General features: G+C 63.4%; 16 protein-coding genes. 8 read left to right on the forward strand and 8 right to left on the reverse strand.

The genetic code is table 11. The features are described 5' to 3' along the window. Positions 1-49: 49 nt before the first annotated feature. The 3 genes from U5A67_RS17215 to U5A67_RS17225 form a co-directional block, all read right to left on the reverse strand. The gene (locus tag U5A67_RS17215) at positions 50-1,123 is read right to left on the reverse strand and encodes an acyl-CoA synthetase (protein WP_415767855.1); all 1,074 of its coding nucleotides are present in this window, start codon (positions 1,121-1,123) and stop codon (positions 50-52) included. Between the two features lie 203 nt (positions 1,124-1,326). Then, the gene (locus U5A67_RS17220) at positions 1,327-3,156 is read right to left on the reverse strand and encodes an AMP-binding protein (RefSeq protein WP_321815245.1); all 1,830 of its coding nucleotides are present in this window, start codon (positions 3,154-3,156) and stop codon (positions 1,327-1,329) included. 81 nt (positions 3,157-3,237) lie between these two features. Beyond that, positions 3,238-3,906, reverse strand: coding sequence for a hypothetical protein (locus tag U5A67_RS17225; RefSeq protein ID WP_321815244.1), 669 nt, complete (start codon positions 3,904-3,906; stop codon positions 3,238-3,240). Between the two features lie 578 nt (positions 3,907-4,484). Between U5A67_RS17225 and U5A67_RS17230 the strand changes: the two genes are divergently transcribed. The 3 genes from U5A67_RS17230 (at position 4,485) to U5A67_RS17240 (ending at position 6,411) form a co-directional block, all read left to right on the forward strand. Next, on the forward strand, positions 4,485-4,745 hold the full coding sequence (locus tag U5A67_RS17230) for a phosphopantetheine-binding protein (protein ID WP_205987420.1): 261 nt from the start codon (positions 4,485-4,487) through the stop codon (positions 4,743-4,745). Between the two features lie 78 nt (positions 4,746-4,823). Continuing rightward, positions 4,824-5,540, forward strand: coding sequence for a 3-oxoacyl-ACP reductase FabG (gene fabG / locus U5A67_RS17235; RefSeq protein ID WP_205987453.1), 717 nt, complete (start codon positions 4,824-4,826; stop codon positions 5,538-5,540). Positions 5,541-5,646: 106 nt separating this feature from the next. Next, entirely contained in the window at positions 5,647-6,411 is a 765-nt protein-coding gene (locus U5A67_RS17240) for a glycosyltransferase family 2 protein (RefSeq protein WP_321815243.1), read from the forward strand. 7 nt (positions 6,412-6,418) lie between these two features. Here U5A67_RS17240 and cobA read toward each other — a convergent pair whose 3' ends face one another. After that, positions 6,419-7,192, reverse strand: a complete 774-nt coding sequence (cobA, locus tag U5A67_RS17245; RefSeq protein ID WP_321815242.1) for a uroporphyrinogen-III C-methyltransferase — start codon at positions 7,190-7,192, stop codon at positions 6,419-6,421. 610 nt (positions 7,193-7,802) lie between these two features. Between cobA and nirB the strand changes: the two genes are divergently transcribed. From nirB to U5A67_RS17260, 3 genes are read left to right on the forward strand one after another with little or no spacing between them, the layout of a single operon-like run. Beyond that, positions 7,803-10,391 (forward strand): nitrite reductase large subunit NirB, encoded by a 2,589-nt coding sequence (nirB, locus tag U5A67_RS17250; protein ID WP_321815441.1) that lies wholly within the window; start codon positions 7,803-7,805, stop codon positions 10,389-10,391. Between the two features lie 29 nt (positions 10,392-10,420). Continuing rightward, on the forward strand, positions 10,421-10,768 hold the full coding sequence (gene nirD, locus U5A67_RS17255; RefSeq protein WP_321815440.1) for a nitrite reductase small subunit NirD: 348 nt from the start codon (positions 10,421-10,423) through the stop codon (positions 10,766-10,768). Between the two features lie 42 nt (positions 10,769-10,810). Beyond that, positions 10,811-14,965: a bifunctional nitrate reductase/sulfite reductase flavoprotein subunit alpha gene (locus U5A67_RS17260; RefSeq protein ID WP_321815241.1), complete on the forward strand. Its 4,155-nt coding sequence runs from the start codon at positions 10,811-10,813 to the stop codon at positions 14,963-14,965. 31 nt (positions 14,966-14,996) lie between these two features. Here the strand turns inward: U5A67_RS17260 and U5A67_RS17265 are convergent, their stop codons facing one another. Continuing rightward, positions 14,997-15,968, reverse strand: a complete 972-nt coding sequence (locus tag U5A67_RS17265) for a sensor domain-containing diguanylate cyclase (RefSeq protein WP_321815240.1) — start codon at positions 15,966-15,968, stop codon at positions 14,997-14,999. A 143-nt stretch (positions 15,969-16,111) separates the two neighbouring features. Then, positions 16,112-17,017: a LysR family transcriptional regulator gene (locus U5A67_RS17270; RefSeq protein ID WP_321815239.1), complete on the reverse strand. Its 906-nt coding sequence runs from the start codon at positions 17,015-17,017 to the stop codon at positions 16,112-16,114. Positions 17,018-17,081: 64 nt separating this feature from the next. On the opposite strand from U5A67_RS17270, the gene U5A67_RS17275 reads away from it, so the two are divergent. Together U5A67_RS17275 and U5A67_RS17280 are read left to right on the forward strand one after the other, a co-directional pair. Next, positions 17,082-17,249 carry a hypothetical protein gene (locus U5A67_RS17275; RefSeq protein WP_321815238.1) on the forward strand — a complete coding sequence of 56 codons (168 nt, stop codon included), beginning with the start codon at positions 17,082-17,084 and terminating at the stop codon, positions 17,247-17,249. Between the two features lie 251 nt (positions 17,250-17,500). Further along, on the forward strand, positions 17,501-20,800 hold the full coding sequence (locus tag U5A67_RS17280) for an autotransporter outer membrane beta-barrel domain-containing protein (protein ID WP_415767856.1): 3,300 nt from the start codon (positions 17,501-17,503) through the stop codon (positions 20,798-20,800). Between the two features lie 106 nt (positions 20,801-20,906). Here the strand turns inward: U5A67_RS17280 and U5A67_RS17285 are convergent, their stop codons facing one another. Beyond that, positions 20,907-23,150, reverse strand: a complete 2,244-nt coding sequence (locus U5A67_RS17285) for an NADP-dependent isocitrate dehydrogenase (protein WP_205987429.1) — start codon at positions 23,148-23,150, stop codon at positions 20,907-20,909. Positions 23,151-23,654: 504 nt separating this feature from the next. Continuing rightward, the gene (locus tag U5A67_RS17290; protein ID WP_321815236.1) at positions 23,655-24,479 is read right to left on the reverse strand and encodes an alpha/beta hydrolase; all 825 of its coding nucleotides are present in this window, start codon (positions 24,477-24,479) and stop codon (positions 23,655-23,657) included. Between the last annotated feature and the right edge of the window lie 12 nt (positions 24,480-24,491).

Consider the following 24,491-nt stretch of genomic DNA (forward strand, 5'->3'; position numbering starts at 1 on the left):
ACGGTGAGCGCGCGTGTGACGTGGCGCAGCGAAGGAAAGCGAAGGGCGCTCATGCGTCGGAAGTCTCCCGGGTGGCGAGGCTGGCGGTTTTGTCGCGGCGCGCCGGTGCGCGGGTCTGCGCGTGGGCGGCCGCGCCGACCGCACCGCCGGCCCGATTGGCGCTACTGGCCGCAAACGCGTTCTGCGCGAGCCGTGCGGCCAGCGCCGCGCTCTTTGCCTTGGCTTCGGCGCTTTGGGCGCTGGACTGCGTCTGTTCCGCCGGCGCGTCCTGCGGCTTCTGCGCCGTCTGCCAGAAGTCGAAGTAGTTGAACCAGTTATACGGCGCGCTGCGGCAATAGCGGTCGAGCAGCGCGACGTAGCGCACCAGCGCCGCATCGATGGCCGCCTGACGTTGCTCGCGCGGGATGTCGGTGAAATCGGCGAGCTTTTCGAAGTGCACGTCGTAGCGATTGCCGCCGCGATACAGGCCCGTCATGAAGATCACCGGACGCTTGAGCATCGCGGCCATATAGAGCGGCCCGAGCGGAAACGCGGCGGGCTCGCCGAGAAAGGCCATGCGGCGCAGCGCGGCGGTGTCGTCGGCGAGCAGGGTGCGGTCGGCGAGCATGCCGACCATGCAGTTTTCGTCGAGCCGCCGGTTCACGCGCAGCATCGAATCGACCTGGCCGAGGCTGATTACCTCCGGTTGCGCGGCCGGGTTCACGGCGGCGAGCGTCGCGTTGATCTTGCGCGCATTTTCTTCGTACATCGTCACGACCACGCGCAGGTCGGGCTTGGTGCGGCCGAGCGCGCGCACCACTTCGAAGCTGCCCAGATGCGCGCCCATCAGGAACGCGCCGCGCCCGCTGGCGAGCGCTTCGTCCACCAGCGTATGACCTTTGGGACGGATGTCGAACAGGTCGAAGCGCTGGTTCATCAGGTAGATGCGGTCGTGGATCGTCACCGCGAAGGTGAAGACGTGCCGGTACAGATCGAGCCAGTTGGCCGGACGGCCGAGCACGCGGCGCAGATAGTCGCGCGACGCGGCGCGTGCGCGCGGCGAGAACAGCACGAAATAGGCGGCGGTGAGATGCACGAGCGTGCGCGCGACGCGGCGGCCCAGACGCAGCGAAATCCACGTCATGGCGCGCAACAGCAGCGCGTTGCCGCGCTCCTCGCGCTGGGCCCAGTCCGTGCGGGTGCCCGCGTGGCTGCTGGTGCGGTTATCGGCGCCGCTTTCTGCGCGGTTTTCTGCGCGGTTTTCTGCGCGGTTTTCTGCGCGATTTTCTGCGCGATTTTCTGCGCAAGGGTCCGTGTCGTTGCTAGCGGTGCGTTGAGTGTTCTGGGTCATGGCTGCGGCCCTTCCTGCGTGGTTGTCGCGCTAGTCTTTACGTTTTGCATGGCGCTGGTGGCGGCCGAGAGCGTACCGCTCGCGACATCGCGCGCGCCGGCGCGCACGGTGAAGCGGATCGCGCCGCTCGCCTGGGTGTCGAACTCGACCTCGAGCGCGTCGCCGGGCGCGGCGGGGCTCAGGAACTTCGCCGCGCTCAGACGCCAGGTGTTGAACGGACGATCGAGCGCCGCACCGATCGCGTCGATGGCGTGGTCGAGCAGCACGACGCCCGGCACGATCGGATGGCCCGGGAAATGTCCGGGCAGCGCGGGGTGATCGGCGGCAATCGTGAAATTCAGGGCGGGCTTTACGGCGGCTTCTGCGTCGATCTGTGCGTCGCGCTGTGTGCCATTTTGGGCCCCGCCGCGCGTATGTCGCGCGACCAGCGCCGCGAGGACGTCGTGCGGGAGCTTGCCGGTTTCGTTGCGCGGCAGTGCATCGACGAAGATCAGCGGACGCGGCATGAACGCCGCGTCGATGCGCTCGCGTAGCGCGCGTTGCAGACGCGCGGCGTCCAGCGCGGGCGCGACCACCAGCGCGACAAGGCGCGTGACCGGCTCCGCGGCGGGCGTGGCGCGAGCGCCTTCGTCGGGCATGAAAAACACGCCGTCCGTCACGCCGTCGATCGCGTTGAGCTGATGATTCAGATACGCCAGCGATGTGCGCTTGCCCGCGATATTGATCAGATCCGCCTTGCGCCCGTGCAGCAGGAAGCGATGCGTATCGAGCAGTTCGAGCGCGTCGCCCATCGGCACCGGCGTTTCGATGTGGCCGCCGGACGCCCACACGCTCGGGCCGTCGTCCTGCGCGGCGCTGGCATCGTCGCGCGCTTCGAGGCGGATGGCGTCGTAGAGCGTCCACGTCGCGCCCTGCGCGGTGCGGCGCGTGGCGATCTGGCCGGTTTCCGTGCTGCCGTAGATCTCGACGAGCGGCGCGTGCAGGCGCGCTTCGGCATCGCTGGCGAGCTTTGCTGCGAGCGGCGCGGTGGCGCTGAGCACGAGTGCGGCGTCGGGCACGGCGGCGTCGCTGGCGAGCAGCGCGCGCAGATGGATCGGCGAAGTCACCAGCACGCGCGGCTGCGGGATGGCGGCCAGTTCGCTGCGGATGTCCTCGGGATAGAACGGCTGGCGGTTGCTGAACGCGAGTCCCGCGATCAGCGGCAGCAGCACCGTCGTTTCGAAGCCGTACATATGCTGCGCCGGCACGGTGCCGATGATTGTCGGCGTGGCGCCGGTGTGATCGGCGAGACCTGGTGCGGCGAGACCCAGGCGCGCGGCCGAAGCCTTCATGGCGCCGACGAGAAAGCCCCAGGTCTTGCGATGCGGCACCGGCGTGCCGGTCGAACCGGACGTGAAAACGTAGGCCATCACGCGTTCGGCGTCGATCTGCGGGACGTCGAAGGGCGCGTGGGTCGGGTCGGCGTAATCCGCGGAATCTGCCGCTTGCGGGGCCGCCGGATAGCGCACTTGCGGCAGATCGATGCTGCAGTGGGGCGCGTCGTAGAGGCAGAACGCATCGGGTGCGAACGACGCGATCTGGCGCACCATTTCCGGCGTGAGCGTCGAAGGCAGCAAGCTGATGCGGCCCGACACCAGCGCCGCGCACAGACTCACCGCGAAACGGTAACGGTCGCGGCAAACATTGAGCACGTGCGTGCCCGGCGGCAGCGCAGCCGCAACCTGCGCGACCTCGGCGAGGAACGCGCGCACCGTGACCGGCGAGCCGTCGCGCCAGGCGATGACCTGACGGGGCGAGGTGTGAGAAACCAGCGGATGAGTCTGCATAAATCGGTTGATACGAAAACAGGGACCAGCGATACGACGTGCCGGTCAATCATTCATTCAGTGCGCGTGCGGACGGTCAGTTCACGTTCGGCCCGCGTTCGCCGCGCCGGACGAGGCCCGATAAGCGCGCACCGATTCCATCATGCCCGCGCGCCGTTCGCCCGGCAGCGCGAAACGCCGGCACGCATGCTCGGCGACGAACATCACGCCCACCAGCGGCAGCGCCAGATAATTCGCGAAGGTCGCCCAGTCGACGATCGGCGCGAAGGCAAACATCAGCGTCGATACCGCGGCGGTCGCGACAAAAAACAGCGTCCATGCAAGCGTGATCTGCCGCGTGTAGCGCGCAATCGCCGGTGCGAGCGCGCTGCCGTCCCGGGTATGCAACATCGACGCGAACTGCGTGCACAACGGCGTGCGTCCGGCGACCAGCGTGCGCCCGAACAGCAGCGCCATGCCCAGATTGAAGCTCGCGTGTTCGATGTACAGGCCCCATTCAAACTGCTGAGCAAGCGGCGTGCGCGCTACCCAGAGCGCGCCTGCGCCTGCCACCCAGAGCGGCAGGAGCCACGCCCGGCGCGGCGATTTCGCGGCTGCGCCCAGCGCGAGCAACAACGGCGGAATCAAGGCCATCGCGAGCCCTAGACCCTGTTCGCCGGGCGTGGCGACCGCATGATGCGCGAGCACCTGATACGCAATCACCGCCGCGATCCCCAGCCCCGTGCGCACCACTGCGCCGCCCGCGCTCATTGCGCGGCTCCTGCACGCACGCCCTCGCGCACTGCATGGCAGGCCGGGGCATGACGCGCGGAACAGGCATAACGGGCGCGAACGGGCGGGCGGAGCATGATCGTCGGGAGTCCTGGTCTATGGTGGCTGCGGGAGTTTTCAGTTCGCTTACGAGATAGCGGCTTCGCTCACGAACTCAGTTATGTCATATCAATCTGCGGCCCATAATTCGGGGCAGGCGTATTTTAAGATGCCCGGCCGGCTTCCTCGGTAAGCCTTCTGGGCGCTTTGTAACCGTTTGTATGACACCGCGCAGGCGCCGGCAATCGCCGCAGCGAGGTCGGCCCACCGCCCTTCAGGCGCGACGCGACTTTGCGTGCTCAAAGCCACACGGCCTGTGCCCGACCCTCTGTAACCTTTCGGAAGGCCTCCCCGTATACGCCCCGATACCCTTCGTCTAGAATCCGCGTAACTTTTACCAAACGAACCCTAAAATCAGGGGCTGGCGCCGGGAGCCGGACTATAACCGATGGCGGCTGCCGCTCGTGAGCATTCCGAGCCGTTGCGCGCCCCTCATCTCACGCTTCTCACGCACGCACATGAACCCACTGGAACACGAACTCGCGACGTTGATCGTCGGTGAACTGAATCTCGAAGACATCGCGATCGCGGATGTCACGGCCGAGACCCCGCTCTATGGCGAAGGCTTTGGGCTCGATTCCATCGATATTCTGGAAATCGCGCTGCTGATCTCGAAGAAGTACGGTTTCGAGCTGCGTTCGGACAATCCGGATAACGAAAAAATCTACGCGACGCTGGGCGCCTTGTCGGCCTACGTCGAGGCGCATCGCACGCGCTGAGCGGCGCTTGCGCTGCCGTCGCGCCGCCATGGCATAACGGGGACTGACATGCACAAGGACAAGCCGAGGGATAAGCCCATGCGGGCGCTCGTGACCGGCGGCAGCGGCTCGATCGGTCAGGCCATCTGCGCCGCGCTGGCCGAAGCCGGCCATGAAGTCTGGGTGCACGCGAACCGGCGTCTGGACGATGCGCAGGCCGTCGCGCAACGTATCGTCGATGCAGGCGGTCAGGCCCAGGCGATTGCCTTCGACGTGACCGACGCCGACGCCGCCCAGGCCGCGCTCGAACGGTTGATCGAAGACGCGCCCGTGCAGATTCTCGTCAACAACGCCGGCATTCACGACGATGCACCGCTCGCGGGCATGTCGCGCGAGCAGTGGCGCCGGGTGATCGACGTGTCGCTCAACGGCTTCTTCAACGTCACGCAGCCGCTGATGTTGCCGATGATCCGCACGCGTCGCGGGCGCATCGTCAATATCGCCTCGCTGGCGGGTGTGATGGGTAATCGCGGTCAGGTCAACTATTCGGCGGCCAAGGCCGGCCTGATTGGCGCGACCCGGGCGCTGTCGCTCGAAGTCGCGTCGCGCGGCATCACCGTCAATGCGATCGCGCCGGGCATCATCGCTTCGCCGATGGCCGAGGACGCTTTTCCCGCCGAGCGCATCAAGCAACTGGTGCCCGCGCAGCGCGCCGGTCAGCCCGAGGAAGTGGCCGGCATGGTCGCCTATCTCGTGTCCGATGCCGCCGCCTATGTGACCGGGCAGGTGCTGTCGATCAACGGCGGGCTGGCCTGAGTCCGGCCGCCGTTAGCCGTTAGCCGATCGCCGCTTCAACCCGATCCCGAGCCCGCGGGCATCTGTCTTCGCCGGGTCATTCAACTTTGTCAGTATTGCGTTCGCCATGTCCACGCCAGCCGCTTCCACCACCCATCTTGTCCTGATCCCGAGCTACAACCCGGGCGTCAAGGTCGATGAAACCGTGCGCGCCGCGCGTGCGCAATGGAACCCGGTCTGGGTGGTCGTGGACGGCAGCACCGACGGCAGCGCCGAACGCCTTCAGGCGATGGCGGCCGGCGATCCCGGCCTGCACGTGATCGTGCTGCCCGCCAATCGCGGCAAGGGCGGGGCGGTGCTCGCGGGCATGGAAGCCGCCGCGGCGCAAGGCTTCACGCACGTGCTCACGATGGACTCGGACGGCCAGCATCCCGCCGATCTGATTCCGCGCTTCATGGCCGCCTCGCAAGCCGATCGCGCAGCGATGGTGCTAGGCCGGCCCAAATTCGACGCAAGCGCGCCGCAACTGCGCGTGCAGGGCCGCCGGCTTTCCAACATGCTCGCCGACTTCGAAACGCTGTGGGCCGGTATCGGCGATTCGCTGTATGGCTTCCGTGTCTATCCGATCGCGCCGCTCATGACCATCATGCGCAGCCATGCATGGATGCGCCGCTTCGACTTCGATCCCGAAGCCGCCGTGCGCCTGTGCTGGGCCGGCGTGCGGCCGATCCAGATCGAAGCGCCCGTGCGTTACTTCAGCGCGCACGAAGGCGGCGTCTCGCACTTCAATTACGCGCGCGACAATCTGCTGCTTTCGTGGATGCATCTGCGGCTCGTGGCCGGATTCGGCGTGCGCCTGCCGTTCATGGTGGCGAAGAAAGTGCTGCGCTAATCGCGCTTCACGCACGGCGCAGCATCGGCACGTTCGTTGTGTGCGCATCGAATCCCGTCAGCGCAATTGCTTCGCCGATTGCGTCGCCCACCAGAATGATCGCCGGGCTGCCGAGTCCGGCCGCATGCGCCCGTTCCGCAATATCGCCGAGCGTGCCCATCACGCGGCGCTCCTGCGCCGTGCCTGCCCATTGCACGACCGCCGCTGGCGTAGCGCCCGGGAGCACCTGCGCGAGCGTTGCGCACAAGCCGTCGATCCGGCTCATGCCCATATAGATGGCGAGCGTCATCTGCGTGGCGGCGAGCGCGCGCCAGTCGGGTTCGCTATGGTCGCGCAGATGCGCGGTCACGAAGATCACGCCCTGGCAATGATCGCGATGCGTGAGCGAGACGCCTAAGCCCGCCGCCGCCGCGAATGCCGACGACACCCCATTGACGATGTCAAACGGCACGCCCGCTCGATGCAGCGCCGCGAGTTCTTCGCCTGCGCGGCCGAACAGCAGCGCGTCGCCGCCTTTGACGCGCACGACATCGTGACCCTTGCGCGCGTAGCGCACCATCAGACGTTCGATGAACGCCTGCGGCGTGGATCTGCAGCCGCCGCGTTTGCCGACCTTGATGATGCGCGCTTGCGGGGCCAGCGAAGCGATTTCTGGATTGACGAGATCGTCGAGCAGCACGATCTGCGCGCGCGCGAGCGCTTTCGCGGCCTTGAGCGTGAGCAGGTCGAGGTCGCCCGGACCTGCGCTCAACAATGTGACCTTGCCCGTTGCGTCGTTCATGTTTCGTCCTTGATGGCGTGCGTTGTGACGCACTGTCGATCTTGCGCTTCAAATGCAAACGGCGTCCGCTCGCCATGAGTGACGAGGGGACGCCGTTGTCCATTCCTGCGATGTCTAACCGTATTGCGCGTACCGGCATCGTTGCCGGTTGCGTCGAATAACGCAAGTTCCAGACCAACGCCCGCCGCTGCGTGATCGCGCGTGATGGCTTCGTTTCAGCCGCTTGCACGCACCGGAAACCGCACCGAAAGCGCACACACGCCGTGCTGCACGGCACCAAACTTGTGCCCGCCTGCATCGTCGTGAATCAGCGCGCCGATCGTGCCCGATCATCGCGCGAGCGGCGCAAACGCCCACGGCGAAAGGCATTGCGCCGATTTCATCCGCATTGGCACAACGCTTGCATAAAGACCTGCGAACCCGGATCAATGGCGATCCGGCTGCTGCACCGCAAGTCATGCGGGCAGCAGGCAGGACAATTCGATTGAACACAGGACAACGGCGTCCCCTGAATCTGGCTTCCTTGAAGCGGGATTTGCGGGACGCCTTTTTTATTTTCTCTCTAGCAGGGTGCACAGGCATGACGCAATCTACGCTCGCAACGGACGCTCTGAACGTCGTCGTCATCGGCCACGGCATGGTGGGCCACAAGTTTCTGGAAAGCGTGCTCGCCAATGCCGCGCAAACGGGGCAGCCGCTGCGCGTCACCGTGCTCTGCGAGGAGCCGCGCCCGGCCTATGACCGCGTGCATCTCTCCGAATTCTTCGCAGGCAAGAGCGCCGACGATCTTTCGCTCGTGAGCGCAGGCTTTTTCGAGCGCGACGATGTGCGCGATCGCGTGCGCCTCGTGCTCGACGCGAAGGTCGTGTCGATCGATCGTGCCGCGCGCACGGTCAGCGTGTCGAACGGCGAAACGCTCGTCTACGACAAGCTGGTGATGGCCACCGGTTCCTCGCCGTTCGTGCCGCCGATCGAAGGCAATGATCGTTCGGACTGCTTTGTGTATCGCACGATCGAAGATCTGGAAGCCATGCAGGCGCGTGGCGCGAGCGCACAAACCGGCGTGGTGGTGGGCGGCGGCCTGCTGGGTCTCGAATGCGCGAAAGCGCTGCGCGATCTCGGCCTGCAAACCCATGTGGTCGAATTCGCGCCGCGCCTGATGACCGTGCAAGTGGACGACGACGGCGGGCGCATGCTGCGCGGCAAGATCGAGGCGCTGGGCGTGAGCGTGCATACGCAGAAGAACACCACGGCGATCGTCGATGGCGAAAGCGCCGCGAATCGCATGGTGTTCGCCGACGGCACGCACCTCGAAACCGACATGATCGTGTTCTCGGCGGGCATTCGTCCGCGCGACGAACTGGCGCGTGCCTGCGGCCTCGAAGTGGGCCCGCGCGGCGGCATCGTGATCGACGATGCGTGCCGTACGAGCGACGCCGATATCTACGCCATCGGCGAATGCGCGCTCTGGCAAGGGCAGATTTTCGGTCTCGTCGCGCCGGGCTACGACATGGCGCGCATCGTCGCGAAGGCGCTGGCGGGCGACGTCGCGCAGGATTTCGCGGGCGCCGACATGAGCACCAAGCTCAAGCTGATGGGCGTGGATGTGGCAAGCATTGGCGATGCACACGGCAAGACGGCAGGCAGCCGCTCGTACCGTTTCGCCGATGAACGCCGCGCGGTCTACAAGAAGATCGTCGTGTCCGAATGCGGCAAGAAGCTGCTGGGCGCGGTGATGGTGGGCGACGCGGGCGAATACGGCACGCTGTTGCAGATGATGCTCAACGGTATCGAGTTGCCGGAAGCGCCCGAATTCCTGATCCTGCCGCAAGCCGACGGCAAGGCCAAGCCCGCGCTCGGCGTGGAAGCCTTGCCCGAAGCGGCGCAGATCTGCTCGTGCAATAACGTGTCGAAAGCGCAGATTTGCGCCGCCGTGCGCGAAGGCGCGACCAGCATCGGCGCGATGAAGGCCGCAACCCGCGCGGGCGCGTCGTGCGGCGGCTGCGTGCCGCTCGTTACGCAGGTCATGAAGTCGGAAATGAAGCGTCAGGGCGTGGCCGTCAACAATCATCTCTGCGAGCACTTCCCGTATTCGCGTCAGGAGCTTTATCACCTCGTTCGCGTCGAGCAGATCAAGACGTTCGGCGCGCTGCTCGCAAAGCATGGTCACGGTCTGGGCTGCGATATCTGCAAGCCTGCCGTAGCCGGCATTCTGGCTTCGTGCTGGAATGAGTTTGTGCTCAAGAAGGAACACGCGAGCCTGCAGGATTCGAACGACTATTACCTCGCCAATATCCAGCGCGACGGCACCTATTCGGTGGTGCCGCGCATGGCGGGCGGTGAGGTGACGCCCGAAGGGCTGATCGCCGTGGGCATGGTGGCGAAGAAATACGGTCTCTATACCAAGATCACGGGCGGTCAGCGTGTGGATCTTTTTGGTGCACGCGTCGAGCAATTGCCTTTTATCTGGGAAGAACTGATCGAAGCCGGTTTCGAATCGGGTCACGCTTATGGCAAGGCGCTGCGCACGGTGAAATCGTGTGTGGGATCGACGTGGTGCCGCTTTGGCGTGGGTGATTCGGTGGGGCTCGCGATTGCGCTGGAGAACCGCTACAAGGGCCTGCGCGCGCCGCACAAGATCAAATTTGGCGTGTCCGGTTGCACGCGCGAATGCGCGGAAGCGCAGGGCAAGGATGTGGGCGTTATCGCTACGGAAAAGGGCTGGAATCTCTATGTCTGCGGTAATGGCGGCATGAAGCCGCGCCACGCGGAACTGCTCGCAGCGGATCTCGATCGCGCCACGCTGGAACGCTATATCGACCGTTTCCTGATGTTCTATGTCCGCACGGCAGACCGTCTGCAACGCACCAGCGTGTGGCGCGACAACCTCGAAGGCGGCCTCGATTATCTGATCGACGTGATCGTGCACGACAAGCTCGGCATTGGTGCGGAGCTCGAAGCAGAAATGCAGCTCGTGGTGGACACCTACGAATGCGAATGGAAAAAAGCCGTGACCGATCCGCAAACGCGTCGCCGCTTCCGCCACTTCGTCAATAGCGAAGAAGGCGATCAGCATGTGACGTTCGTGGAGGAGCGCGGCCAGATTCGCCCGGCGACGCTCGAGGAGCGCGAACAGATTCCGGTGCGTGAGCAACGAAATGCGCTGGCCGATATTCCCGTGGTTGTCGAGGCAGTTTAAATACTAGAGAGGAATCCAGAATGAATGACATGAACCAAGCCATGTTCGCGGAAAGCTGGGTGCCGGTCTGCCAGCTCGAGGAAATCGTGCCGAATACGGGCGTGTGCGCGCTCGTGAAGGGCGAGCAGATCGCCGTATTTCATATCGACGATGGCGAAGCGCGCGTGTTCGCCATTTGCAATTACGATCCGAATTCGCAGGCCGCGGTGCTGTCGCGCGGGCTGGTGGGGAGTCTGGGCGAGCGCATCGTGGTGGCGTCGCCGATCTACAAGCATCACTTCGATCTCGCTACGGGTGAATGCCTGGAAGAGCCGCGCAGTTCGGTGAATGCATTCGCCACGCGCGTGGAAGACGGCCAGGTTTGGGTGGCCGCTTAACGCTATTTGAATCCGCTTGAAACGAACGGGTAAGAGATCGATATGACGGGCAAGAGCGTCAAGACCGTGTGTCCTTATTGCGGCGTGGGTTGCGGCATGGTGCTGCACGTCGAGGACGGCGAGGTCAAGAAGATCTCCGGCGATACCGAGCACCCGAGCAATTTCGGGCGGCTCTGCACCAAGGGCTCGTCGGCGCACGTGGCGCTGCGCAAATCGGGGCGGCTCGAACGCGCCTTCGTGCGCCGCGCGCGCGACGAAGACCCGGTGCCGTTGCCCATCGCCCAGGCGATCGCCGATACGGCGGCGCGTCTGCGCGCGACGCTCGACGCGCATGGTCCCGATGCCCTCTCGTTCTACGTCTCCGGCCAGATGTCGATCGAGGCGCAATACCTCGGCAACAAACTCGCGAAGGGCTTTGTCGGCACCAACAATATCGAATCGAATTCGCGTCTTTGCATGGCGAGCGCGGGCAGCGGCTACAAGCTTTCGCTGGGCGCGGATGGCCCGCCGGGTTCGTATCAGGATTTCGATCGCGCCGATTGTTTCTTCGTGATCGGCGCGAATATGGCGGACTGTCACCCGATCCTTTTTCTGCGCATGATGGACCGCGTGAAGGCTGGCGCGAAGCTGATCGTGGTAGACCCGCGCCGCACGGCCACCGCGGATAAAGCCTCGCTCTATCTGCCGATCAAGGCGGGCACTGATCTCGCGTTGCTCAACGGCCTGCTGTATCTGCTGCACGAAAACGGCCATACGGACGCCGATTTCATCGCACAGTACACGCAAGGCTGGGACGCGATGCCCGCATTTCTCGCCGATTACACGCCGGAGAAAGTGGCGGCCATCACCGGGCTCGATGAAGCCGATATCCGCCGCGCCGCGCAGATGATCGGCGCTGCGCCCGAGTGGATGAGTTGCTGGACCATGGGCCTGAATCAGAGCACGCACGGCACGTGGAGCACCAACGCCCTCTGCAATCTGCATCTGGCGACGGGCAAGATCTGCCGTCCCGGCAGCGGACCGTTTTCGCTCACGGGCCAGCCCAATGCAATGGGCGGGCGCGAAATGGGCTATATGGGTCCGGGCCTGCCGGGGCAGCGTTCGGTGCTGTCCAAAGACGATCGCGCCTTCGTGGAGGCGCGCTGGCAAGTGCCGCAAGGCACGCTCACGACCAAGCTGGGCGGCGGCACCATCGACATGTTTTCGCGCATGGCGGCAGGCGAAATCAAGGCCTGCTGGATCATCTGCACGAATCCCGTGGCTTCGGTTGCGAATCGTCAGACCGTGATGGCCGGTCTGCGCGCCGCCGAACTCGTGATCGCCCAGGATGCGTTTCTGGACACCGAAACCAATCAATACGCCGATGTCCTGCTTCCCGGCGCGCTGTGGGCCGAAGCCGAAGGCGTGATGATTAACTCAGAGCGCAATATGACGCTCACGCAGCGCGCCGTCGAGCCGCCGGGCGAAGCGTTGCCCGACTGGCAGATCATCGCGCGCGTGGCCTGCGCAATGGGTTTTGAAGCGGCATTCAGCTATGCGAGCGCAGCTGAAGTCTTCGATGAGATTGTCGGCTTTTCGAACCCGAAGACCGGCTACGATCTGCGCGGTGTGAGTCACGCGAAGCTTCGCGAAACGCCGCTGCAATGGCCGTGCGCGCCCGATGCGAAAAGCGATCGCAATCCCATTCGTTATCTGAATGACGCTGCTCGCGACGGCGAACCGCGCATCGTCTTTGCCACGCCGCATGGCAAGGGCGTTTTCTTCGCGCGCCCGCATGTGGCGCCTGCCGAACTGCCCGATGGCACGTATCCGATCGTCTTCAACACGGGGCGCTTGCAGCATCAGTGGCACACCATGACGAAGACCGGCAAGGTGGCGATGCTCAACAAGCTCAATCCCGCGCCGTTTGTCGAGATTCATCCCGAAGATGCCGGTGCGCTCGGCATCGCGGCAAAGGACCGCGTGGAAGTGCGTTCGCGTCGCGGACGCGTGGTGCTGCCCGCAGTGATCACCGACCGCGTGCAGCCCGGCAATTGCTTCGCGCCGATGCATTGGAACGACGTATTCGGCGACGATCTCTGCGTCAACGCTGTGACGAGCGATGCGATCGACGCCATTTCCCAGCAGCCCGAATTGAAATTCTGCGCCGTCGCGCTCACGCGCGTCGCGCCCGAGCCTGTCGTGGTCGAACCCGATGCGCGCGACATTCACGACGCGCAGACCGCCACGCAAGAGACCCATGAAGCGGCGTTGCCCCAGGAATTCGACATGACCCGAATCGATGCCTTTGCGAACCTACTCGACCTTGGCGCGACGCCCGCGCCGTCGCTCAGCGAAACCGAGCGGCTTTATCTCGCGGGTTTTGTGAACGGCCTGCGCGCGTCGCGCAACGAGTCCGCCGACGCTGCGGTGCCATTGCTTCCCCAACATGCGCCGATGACCGCTGCAAAACGCGCATGGGTGGATGGCTTGCTCGCGGGTTTATTCAGCCGCGCGCCATCGCGCGTCGCGCCGTTGATCGAATCCGCCAGGCCGCAGGACGAGCAGCAAGGCAGCGTGCGCATCGCGCACACGCGTCCGAAAGTCGTGCTGCTCTGGGCCTCGCAAACGGGCAACGTGGAGTCGCTGGTCGAGCGCTACGCCACGCAATTGATGGAATCGGGCTGCGAGATTCGCACGGCCTGCATGGCCGATTACACGCTCGCGAATCTGGAAAAGGCACAGTACGTACTGCTGATGACCAGCACCTTCGGCGACGGCGATTCACCCGATAACGGCGAGCCGTTCTGGAGCGCGCTGAAGGCCGACAATGCCCCGCGTCTCGCATCGCTGCGCTATGCCGTGCTCGCGCTGGGCGATCGCAACTACGACCAGTTCTGCGGCCACGGGCGCAATCTGGATACACGTCTGGAAGCGCTGGGCGCGCAGCGTTTGATGGCGCGCGTCGATTGCGACAGCGAATTCCAGAGCACCGCCGACGCGTGGCTCGAACGCGTCACGGCGCGCATCAAGGAGGAAGACGCCGCGCTGCATGCTGTGCCCGCGGGCGGATCGATTCCCGAAGTGTTGCCGGGCTGTGCGCCGACCAAGACGCGTCCGGCCGCGTCGCGCCTGGTGGCCAACGTGCGCCTGAACATGCAGGGCGCGAGCAAGGACACGCGTTACTTCTCACTGGCGACTGGCGAAGCGGGCATCGAATACGAAGCGGGCGACGCGCTGGGCGTATGGCCGACAAATTGCCCCGCGCTGGTCGACGAAGTGCTCGCACTGACGCATTTGCACGCCGATACACCCGTGGATGTGCCGGGCGTGGGCGATGTTCGTCTCGCCGATGCGTTGAGCCATCACTATGAAATCGCCCGTCCCGGTGCCGATGCGCTTGCGCTGATCGCCGCGCGTGCGCGGGGTCAGGGCCTGAGCGATCTGCTGCACGACGACCGCAAATCGGATCTGAAGAACTGGTTGTGGGGACAACAACTCGCCGATGTGCTGCACGAGTATCCCGTCGAACTCTCGGCGCGTGAATTGACCGGCATGCTCAAGCGTCTGCAACCGCGGCTTTATTCGATTTCATCGAGCCCGAAGGCACACGCGGGCGAAGTGCATCTGACCGTTTCCGCCGTGCGTTATCACAACGGGCGGCGCGATCGAAAAGGCGTGGCGTCGACTTTCCTCGCCGATCGCGCGACGGCGGGCAGCGTGCCGGTATTCGTGCAAAAGAGCACGTATTTCCGTCCGCCACGCAGCGGCGACACGCCGATGATCATGGTCGGTCCCGGCACCGGCGTTGCACCGTTCCGCGCGTTTCTGCACGAGCGTCGTGCGCGGGGCGATTCGGGCCGCAACTGGCTGTTCTTCGGCGAGCAACACGCGGCAACGGACTTTTATTACCGCGACGAACTCGAAGCAATGCGCGGCGACGGCCTGCTGAATAAACTCGATCTCGCGTTCTCGCGCGATCAGCATGAAAAGGTCTACGTGCAGGACCGTATGCGCGAAAACGGCGCGCAGCTCTGGTCATGGCTGGAAGAGGGCGCCCACTTCTACGTCTGCGGCGATGCGAGCCGGATGGCGAAGGATGTGGACGCCGCACTCAGGACGGTCGTGGCGCAGCATGGCGGCATGAGCGACGATGCGGCCGGCGAATACGTCGGCCAGATGTCGCGCGAGCGTCGTTATGTGCGCGACGTGTACTGATCTTGCCAAAGGCGAACTTGCGAAAAACGCCTTAACGCCGCTCGCCCAATGATGTGCGCTTTTGCTGATACATCGCGGCATCGGCGCGCGCGAGCAGATCGTCCACCGACGACGGCAGATCGTCATGCGTCATCGCGCTGCCCACGCTGCTGCGCAACTGATACGGCTTTTGCGCGGCGCGATTGAAAATCTCCAACTGATTGCGGATGCGTTCCATCGCACTCATTGCGCCGTGTTCGTCGGTACTGGAAAGCAGCACGGCGAATTCATCGCCGCCCATCCGGCCGATCACATCGCCATCGCGCAGCGCCGTGCGCAGAATCGTTGTGAACGCAACCAGTGCGCGATCGCCTTCGGCGTGGCCGTAGGTATCGTTGATCTGCTTGAAGCCGTTGAGGTCGAGATACAGCAGCGAAGCGGGGCGCTGCGTGTTGCGGCACAGACGCACTGCCTGCTCCGCGAGCGACTTGAAACCGCGCCGGTTTGCAAGGCCCGTGAGTTCGTCGGTCGTCGCCATCTGGGTGGCGGCGATTTCCTGCTCGGCCATGGCGGCGAGATCGCGCAGCACGATGCGTTCCTCGTCGTCGAAAACGCGCGGGCGGTTATCGATTACGCATAATGTGCCCAGCCGGATATCGCCCGGCACCGACAGCGGACAGCCCGCATAGAAGCGGATATTCGGATTGCCGGTGACCAGCGGATTGTCGGCGAAACGCGAGTCGATGCTGGCGTCGTTGACGAAGAACAGCTCGTCGCCGAGGATCACGTGGCCGCAGAACGACACGTCGCGCGAGGTCTCGGAAACGTCGAGACCCGGATGCGATTTGAACCACTGGCGGCCTGAATCGACCAGCGTGATGGCCGCAATGGGCACGTTGAACAGGCGTCGTGCGAGACGCGTGATGCGGTCGAAGCGGTCTTCGGGCGGTGTGTCGAGGATCTTGAGCGATCGCAACACGTCCAGACGCTCGGCTTCGTTCGCGGGTTCGGAAGGTCGAAGCATAAATGAACGAGAGGATTGGAAAAAGATGCCGTCGATTCTAACGCGAAGCGTTGGGCTGTGACCGCACGAAGTGTGAGTCTGCAACGCAGGGAATGATGCATCGTGCAGGCGAGCTTTCGAATTGATTGCGGCCGCACGCATTGCTAAAGCGAACCGCACACATCGAAGAGCAAGGCGCGTGCCCAGCGCCGCGCCGGATCGCGATGCGTGCGTTCGTGCCAGGCGGCGGTTTTCGTGAAGCCGGGAATCGCGAGTGGCGGCGCGAGCACGGCTAAACCTTCGGCACGCTCGGCGAGCCTTTGCGGCACGACTGCAATCAGATCGCTTGCGCGCAGAATCTCCGGCAATACCAGAAAACTCGTCACCGAAAGCGCCACGCGCCGCTTGCGGCCAAGCTGCGCGAGTGCGGTGTCCGTGACGCCCTCGAATGCGCCGCCCGAATACGAAACGAGCGCATGATCGAGCGCGCAAAAGCGTGCAATCGTCATGCGCTTGCGCGCGGCATCGGGATGATCTTTACGCATCACGCATACGTAGCGTTCATCGAAAAGACGCCGAGCGTGTAGATCGGGCGGCGTGCTCTCCGGCGTGATCAACGCGATATCGACGTCGCCGCGTGCGAGTTGCGCGAACAGCGACGGGTCCTGGGCGGGCACGACCGCCACGCGTATGCCCGGTGCATCGCGACGCAGGGCCGCGAGATAGGGCGACACCACGGCTTGCAGCGCGTAATCGGTGGCCGCGAGCGTGAGCGTGAAATCGGCGCGGGCAGGATCGAACGCTTGCGGCGTGAGCAGCGACTCGACTTCGCCGAGAATCTGCCTGACCGGTGCGGCCAGTTCCAGTGCGCGCAACGTGGGCGCGATGCCGCGCTGCGTACGCACGAAGAGCGGATCGTCGAAGGCTTCGCGCAGGCGGGTGAGCATGCCGCTCACCGCAGGTTGCGTGAGCGAGAGACGCAGCGCGGCGCGCGTGACGTTGCGCTCGTCGAGCAGGGCGTCGAGTGCGCGCAGCAGATTGAGATCCATTGTCCTGATATCAGCGGGCATGATGGCTGGTGATGAAAGATTCGGTTCCGCTTATTTCAGCACGGCCGCTGTGTGGACGTCCAGTGTGAAGAGTCGCAGGCAAGGCATTGCCACGGCGTTTATCGAGCGATTGGAAGCGACCGGCGTGGAGCAGAACGGGTTTCATATTTACTGGGTGACGAATCAGGAAAACGTGGCGACGCGTACCGGCTATGTGCGGTATGAGATTGCGCTGGGGAATAACGCGCATTGAGCCGCGCGTGCTTTCTTTTTGCATCGTTATTCAAGCGATATTTGAAACATGGGCGATACGTTGATTGGTTGAATTTCCGCATCGCACAAAAGGACATTTAAAGAAGCTTTAATTGTCTGATGAAAACACTTATCGGGAAGGTTTTTTAAAGCGGTGTTATAAACCGATTCACGCAGCCGAATGCAGTCGCAACGTTCCATACACTGCACGTGAAAATGCAAAAACGGACGTGGAAAATCGGTGTGGGCAGCATGGCGCTATTGACCGGTGCAACGCCGGTGGTGGGGCACGCCGCCTGTTCCTCGACAGCGCCGGCCAGCAATACCACGGTTACGTGCAGCGGATCGGGCGCACCTTCTGTCGTTGCGGTTTCCGGTAGTACGCAGGTTTCGATTACGCTCGACAGCACCGTCACCGGCACCTATTCGCTTGCCAGCACGCCGACGCCATTCTCAGTCGATACATCGAGCACCCTCGTCAATAACGGCAGCCTTTCGATGTCGGGCAATGGCACGGGCGTGGCGAATCGCGGAGCCATGCTGATCGGCGTGAATAACGGCAATACCGTGACGAATGGCACAAGCGGCGTCATCGCCACCACGGGTGCCTATAACGATGGTCTGGCCGCGAATGGCAACAACAATCAGCTCGTCAACAACGGCAAGATCACGACATCGGGCGCCAACTCTTATGGCATGACCGCGGCGTGGGGGCAAAGCAACCAGGGCGCGTCGGGCAATGTGCTCACCAATACCGGCACGGTTTCGACTTCGGGCAGCAATGCGCGCGCGGCTTCGCTGCTGGGTGGCAGCAGCACCATCAACAATAGCGGCACGCTCGCCTCATCGGGACGCGACAGCCCTGCGGTCTATATGCAGGGCAACAACGATACGCTCGTCAATAGCGGGACGATCCAGACGACCGGTACGGCGTCGAGTAGCGGCAGCGTCGACGCGGTCGTATCGAATACGCTCGGCAGTTCTTTTAACGCGACGATCACGAATCAGGCGGGCGGATCGATCGTCAGCAATAACGGCATTGGCGTGCGTTCGACCAATGGCAATACCACCATCACCAATGCGGGGTTGATTCAGGGCGGTAGCGGCACGGCCATCAAGAACGGCAATGGCAATGACACACTGATTTTGCAGACCGGTTCAGAAATAGTGGGTAGTGCTGATGGTGGCGGCGGAACCAACAGTGTGCAATTGCAGGGCAGCGGCACGGCTTCGAATGCCTTCGTCAACTACCAGACGCTGACGATGACCGGCACCGCATGGACATGGTCCGGGACGGGCACGTTTGCGAATGCCTATGTCAAGAGCGGAACACTCAATCTAACCGGCAGTTTAGGCACGACCACGGCGACGGTCAGCGCCAGTGTGGACAGTGGCGCGACCTTGCAGGCGAACGCCGCGAATCTGCCGCTCGCCGTGACCGATAACGGTCTCGTGCGCTTTCAGCAGGACAGCGATGGGACGTACGCGGGTTTGATCGGCGGCACTGGCACGCTGGAAAAAACCGGTGCGGGCGCGTTGACGCTCTCGCCATCGGCATCGGGTGGCAATACGTATTCCGGCGGCACGACGATTACGCGAGGCACGCTTGCGATTGCCGCCGATAACGCCATCGGCGCATCGACGGGCGCGCTCACGTTCAACGGCGGCACGCTGCAATTGAATAGCGAATTCGATCTTTCGGCCAGCCGCGCGATGGCGATTACGGCGAACAACGGCACCATCGATACACAGAGTTTCAGCTCGACGATTGCGCAGAACATCACGGGTGCAGGCGCGCTAACCAAGCTCGGCGCAGGCGCGCTGACGCTCGATGGCGGGAGCAACAGCTATGCGGGCGGCACGAATGTCAGCGCGGGCTCGCTGATTGTGGGCGATAGCGCGAGCAGCGCGGCTGCGCTCACAGGCGGTGGCGCAGTGGCGGTTGCAGCGGGCGCGACGTTGGGCGGCTATGGCAGCGTGAGTGGCGACGTCACGAATAACGGCACGATCGCTACGGCCAATGCAATGGCCACGCTCGCAGGCGGCGCGATCGGCAATTTCCAGATCAACGGCAATCTCACCAATGCGGGGCTCGTGCGGCTTGGCGGCAGCGGCGTGGGCAATACGCTGACGGTGGCGGGCAACTATATCGGCCAGAATGCGTCGATTGCGCTGAACACATATCTGGCCGGCGATGGCGCGGCATCGGACCGGCTCGTGGTGAGTGGCGGCACGGCCAGCGGCAATAGCACGCTGGATGTCGCGAACGTGAATGGGCCAGGCGCGGCTACGTCGAGTGACGGCATTCAGATCGTGCAGGCGATCAATGGCGCGACCACGAATGCCGGAGCGTTTTCTTTGGCGGGCGGGTCCGTGAAGGCTGGCGCGTATGAATACTTTCTGGCGAAGGGCGGCGTAAGCGCAGGTACGAGCCAGAACTGGTATTTGCGCAATACCATTCCGGCCGTAACAGGCGAGACGAATGTAGGTAGTGCGCCCGAGCCCGTTGTTACCGCGCCAGGCACGCCAGAATCTATCGTGCAGGCTGTGGCGATCGCGGTCGCCAAAGAGGCAGCCAACAGCGTGCCTGTTTATCGTGCGGAAGTACCGCTTTACGCCGAAGCGCCCAGCTTCGCCCGTCAATTAGGCATCCTTCAGATTGATACATTCCATGATCGTCAAGGCGAGCAAGGCTTGCTTACCGAGAGTGGCACAGTACCCGCATCGTGGGCGCGGGCGTGGGGCGGCGATAGCACTATCGGGCAGGGCGGCGAGCTGAACCCGTCGTTAGACGGATCGGTATGGGGCATGCAGATCGGTCAGGATCTCTATGCCACACATCCCGCGAGCGGTGTGCGCGATCACTTCGGCTTTCTGCTGGGTTTTTCGCGCGCCGTGGGCGACGTGGACGGCTTTGCGCTAGGGCAGCCCGATTACAGCGCAGGCTCGCTGCAGATCAATGCGTACAACCTTGGCGCGTACTGGACGCACATCGGCGCGGGCGGCTGGTACACGGACGCCGTGGCAATGGGCAGCGCGCTCACGGTACGCACGCAGTCGAGCGATACCGATGGCGGCGTATCAGGTTCGACACACGGCAACGCGTTCACCGGGTCCATCGAAACCGGTTTGCTGATGGCGCTCGCATATGGCCTCACGCTGGAGCCGCAGGCACAGATCGTCTGGCAATGGCTTTCGCTCTACCGCTTCAACGATGGAATTTCCGAGGTCACGTGGAATAACGGCAATACGTTTCTCGGCCGCATCGGCGCGCGCTTGCAGTACGCGTTCGCGGCCGGTGGCATCGACTGGAAACCTTATGCGCGGGTGAATGTGCTGCGCGCATTCGGCGCCGATGACAAAACCACCTTCAGCGGCACCACCACGCTGGGCACGCCGGTCGGGCAGACGATGGGGCAGGTCGGTGTGGGGCTTGTCGCGCAACTGACGAAGCGCGGCAGCGTGTTCGTCACCGCAAGCTGGCTGACGAATCTGGGCGGAGAGCATCAGCGTGTGATCGCGGGCGATGCAGGTGTGCGCTGGGCGTGGTGAACTCAATGCCCAAAAACAAAACGCCCCTGCAAGCAGAAGCTGCAGGGGCGTTTCTACAACGAGGCCTTAAAAACAGGCCTCGAATGCAGCTAAAGCTAACGTCGGCTTACTTCGCGACCGCTTCGAGCGCTGCGTTGAACGTCGCGCTCGGGCGCATCACTTCAGCCAGCTTCGCGAAGTCCGGCTTGTAGTAACCGCCGATATCGACCGGCTTGCCCTGAACAGCAGCCAGCTCAGCAACGATCTTCTGTTCGTTGTCGGCCAGTGCCTTCGCGAGCGGCGCGAACTGGGCGGCGAGTTCCGCGTCGTCCTTCTGCGCTGCCAGCTCTTGTGCCCAGTACATCGACAGGTAGAACTGGCTGCCGCGGTTGTCCAGCTCGCCGGTCTTCGGCGACGGGCCCTTGTTGTTGTCCAGCAGCTTGCCGGTTGCGGCGTCGAGCGTCTTCGCGAGCAGCTTGGCGCGCGCGTTGTTCGTCTTGATGCCGAGGTCTTCCAGCGACACTGCCAGCGCGAGGAATTCGCCGAGCGAGTCCCAACGCAGGTGGTCTTCCTGAACCAGCTGCTGCACGTGCTTCGGAGCCGAACCGCCTGCGCCCGTTTCGTACATGCCGCCGCCAGCCATCAGCGGAACGATCGAGAGCATCTTCGCCGACGTGCCCAGTTCCATGATCGGGAACAGGTCGGTCAGGTAGTCGCGCAGGATGTTGCCGGTGACCGAGATCGTGTCCAGACCGCGGATCACGCGCTCGAGCGTGTAACGCATCGCGCGCACTTGCGACATGATCTGGATGTCCAAGCCGCTCGTGTCGTAATCCTTCAGGTACGCTTCGACCTTCTTGATCACTTCGTTTTCGTGCGGACGATACGGGTCGAGCCAGAACACGGCCGGCGTGTCCGAGTTCTTCGCGCGCGTGACGGCCAGCTTGACCCAGTCGCGGATCGGAGCGTCCTTCACGAGGCACATACGCCAGATGTCGCCTTGCTCGACTTCCTGCGTGAGCGCGTCCAGCACTTCGTTGGTTGCATTGTCAACGATACGGGCCGTGCCGTCCTTCGGGATTTCGAAGGTCTTGTCGTGCGAACCGTACTCTTCAGCCTTCTGCGCCATCAGGCCGACGTTTGGCACCGTGCCCATGGTCTTTGGGTCGAATGCGCCGTTGGTCTTGCAGAAGTTGATGATTTCCTGGTAAATGCGCGCGAACGTGCTTTCCGGGATCAGGCACTTCGTATCGGCCGGGCGGCCGTCGGCGCCCCACATCTTGCCGCCTGCGCGGATCATCGCGGGCATCGATGCGTCGACGATCACGTCGTTCGGTGCGTGCAGGTTCGAGATGCCCTTGGCCGAATCGACCATCGCCAGCGCCGGACGGTGCTCGTGGCACGCGTGCATGTCGCGGATGACTTCTTCGCGCTGCGATTCCGGCAGCGTGTCGATCTTCGTGTAGAGATCGACGAGGCCGTTGTTGACGTTCACGCCCAGTTGTTCGAACAGCTTGGCGTGCTTCGCGAACGCGTCCTTGTAGAACGTGCGCACAGCGTGGCCGAACACGATCGGGTGCGAAACCTTCATCATGGTCGCCTTGACGTGCAGCGACAGCATGACGCCGGTCTTGCGCGCGTCTTCCATCTGGTCTTCATAGAAGTCCAGCAGGGCCTTCTTGCTCATGAACATGCTGTCGACGATTTCGCCAGCCTGCAGCGAGACCTTCGGCTTGAGGACGATGGTTTCGCCGCTCTTCGTCACGAGTTCCATGCGCACTTCGCGCGCCTTGTCGGTCGTGATCGACTTTTCGCCGTGGTAGAAGTCGCCGTGCTTCATGTGCGCGACGTGGGTGCGCGAAGCCATGCTCCACTCGCCCATGCTGTGCGGGTGCTTCTTCGCGTAGTTCTTGACTGCCAGCGGTGCGCGGCGGTCCGAGTTGCCTTCGCGCAGGACCGGGTTCACCGCCGAGCCGAGGCACTTCGAATAGCGCTTCTGGATAGCCTTTTCTTCGTCGGTCTTCGGATCTTCCGGGAAGTCGGGGATCTTGTAGCCCTTGTTCTGGAGTTCCTTGATGGCTGCGACGAGCTGCGGCACCGATGCGCTGATGTTCGGCAGCTTGATGATGTTGGTTTCCGGCAGCTGCGTGAGACGACCCAGTTCAGCCAGGTTGTCCGGAACGCGTTGTTCCTCGGTCAGGAATTCGGGAAATTCACCGAGGATGCGGCCCGCCACGGAAATATCGCTGGTCTCGACGTTCACGCCGGCCGGCGCAGCGAAGGTGCGGATGATCGGCAGAAACGCGCTGGTGGCAAGCAGCGGCGCTTCATCGGTCAGGGTATAGATGATGGTGGGTTGCTGGGTACTCATCGGCTTCTTGGCGGGATCGTTAAACGAGGTGGTAACACCACCGGCTGCGCGCAGTCGGCGAAACACCTGGATTTTGCCTCAATTTCGGATCGCCCGGGGCCGAGATCGACATGAATTTCATATTATGAAATTGCGTTGCGCGAGCATGTTCATGCGTGAAATCGTCGCGTTTGCCGCGAACGGGCGGGCTTGCGCTGAAAACGTTATCGCCGCAAATGCCTGATAAATAAAGGCTTATGCGCTATTTTCGATCGCTCGGGGACGGATCGGATAATTTCAGTTTCGTACCATCGATTACTTGTCAAGTTGGTGAAGACCCTTGCTGAAAGCGAGGGGTATCGCTGAGTCTTATAGAAGAATTTATTGCCGCAGCGCTTCGTTTTGCGTCCGAATTTCCTGGTCAAACAGTGGGATATTGGCGGCGAAGCGATGCAGGATTCAGACGATTCGCCATCGTCAGGATTGCGCGGGCCGGTCCTTCGTTCCGGTCATTACGTCCGGTCGTTACTTCCGGTTCAGGAATTCCAGCAGGTCGGCGTTGACCTTGTCGGCCTCGGTCGTGCACATGCCGTGCGAGCCGCCCGGATAAATCTTGAGCGTCGCATCCTTGACGATCTTCGCGGAGAGCTTGCCCGCGTCGTCGATCGGCACGATCTGGTCGTCGTCGCCGTGCAGGATCAGCGTGGGCACATCGATCTTCTTCAGATCCTCGGTGTAATCGACTTCCGAGAATTCGTGCACGCACTCGTAGAGCGCCAGCATGCCGCCCCACATGCCCTGCAGCCAGAACGCGTCGATCGTGCCCTGCGAGGTCTTCGCGCCGCTGCGATTGAAGCCGTAGAACGGCACGGCCAGATCCTTGAAGAACTGCGAGCGGTTATCGACGACACCTTTGCGAATGTTGTCGAACACTTCCCTGGGCAGGCCGCCCGGATTCTGTTCGCTCTTGATCATGATGGGCGGCACCGCGCCGATCAGCACCGCGCCCGACACGCGCTTCGTGCCATGACGGCCGATATAGCGCGCGACTTCGCCGCCGCCCGTCGAATGTCCGACCAGCGTGGCGTCTTTCACATCGAGCTTGTCGAGCAGATCGGCGAGATCGTCGGCCCAGGTGTTCATGTCGTTGCCTTTGGCCGGCTGGTCCGAGCGGCCGTGGCCGCGACGGTCGTGCGCGATCACGCGAAAGCCTTTCTGCACGAGAAATAGCATCTGCGCGTCCCAGGCATCGGACGAAAGCGGCCAGCCGTGGCTGAAGACGACCGGGCGGCCGCTGCCCCAATCCTTGTAGTAGATCGAGGTGCCGTCGCGGGTGGTGAACGTGCTCATCAGTAGCGCTCC

The sequence above is a fragment of the Paraburkholderia sp. J69-1 genome, assembly GCF_905220255.1.
Taxonomy (GTDB): Bacteria; Pseudomonadota; Gammaproteobacteria; order Burkholderiales; family Burkholderiaceae; genus Paraburkholderia.

Excerpts from the sequence above, each read along its gene's own strand:
- U5A67_RS17270 (WP_321815239.1), bottom strand. The coding sequence starts at position 17,017 with ATGCCCGCTGATATCAGGACAATGGATCTCAATCTGCTGCGCGCACTC.
- U5A67_RS17285 (WP_205987429.1), bottom strand. The coding sequence starts at position 23,150 with ATGAGTACCCAGCAACCCACCATCATCTATACCCTGACCGATGAAGCG.
- U5A67_RS17260 (WP_321815241.1), top strand. The coding sequence starts at position 10,811 with ATGACGGGCAAGAGCGTCAAGACCGTGTGTCCTTATTGCGGCGTGGGT.
- U5A67_RS17240 (WP_321815243.1), top strand. The coding sequence starts at position 5,647 with ATGTCCACGCCAGCCGCTTCCACCACCCATCTTGTCCTGATCCCGAGC.
- U5A67_RS17230 (WP_205987420.1), top strand. The coding sequence starts at position 4,485 with ATGAACCCACTGGAACACGAACTCGCGACGTTGATCGTCGGTGAACTG.
- cobA (WP_321815242.1), bottom strand. The coding sequence starts at position 7,192 with ATGAACGACGCAACGGGCAAGGTCACATTGTTGAGCGCAGGTCCGGGC.
- nirD (WP_321815440.1), top strand. The coding sequence starts at position 10,421 with ATGAACCAAGCCATGTTCGCGGAAAGCTGGGTGCCGGTCTGCCAGCTC.
- U5A67_RS17225 (WP_321815244.1), bottom strand. The coding sequence starts at position 3,906 with ATGAGCGCGGGCGGCGCAGTGGTGCGCACGGGGCTGGGGATCGCGGCG.
- fabG (WP_205987453.1), top strand. The coding sequence starts at position 4,824 with ATGCGGGCGCTCGTGACCGGCGGCAGCGGCTCGATCGGTCAGGCCATC.
- U5A67_RS17265 (WP_321815240.1), bottom strand. The coding sequence starts at position 15,968 with ATGCTTCGACCTTCCGAACCCGCGAACGAAGCCGAGCGTCTGGACGTG.
- U5A67_RS17280 (WP_415767856.1), top strand. The coding sequence starts at position 17,501 with ATGGCGCTATTGACCGGTGCAACGCCGGTGGTGGGGCACGCCGCCTGT.
- U5A67_RS17220 (WP_321815245.1), bottom strand. The coding sequence starts at position 3,156 with ATGCAGACTCATCCGCTGGTTTCTCACACCTCGCCCCGTCAGGTCATC.
- U5A67_RS17290 (WP_321815236.1), bottom strand. The coding sequence starts at position 24,479 with ATGAGCACGTTCACCACCCGCGACGGCACCTCGATCTACTACAAGGAT.
- U5A67_RS17215 (WP_415767855.1), bottom strand. The coding sequence starts at position 1,123 with ATGACGTGGATTTCGCTGCGTCTGGGCCGCCGCGTCGCGCGCACGCTC.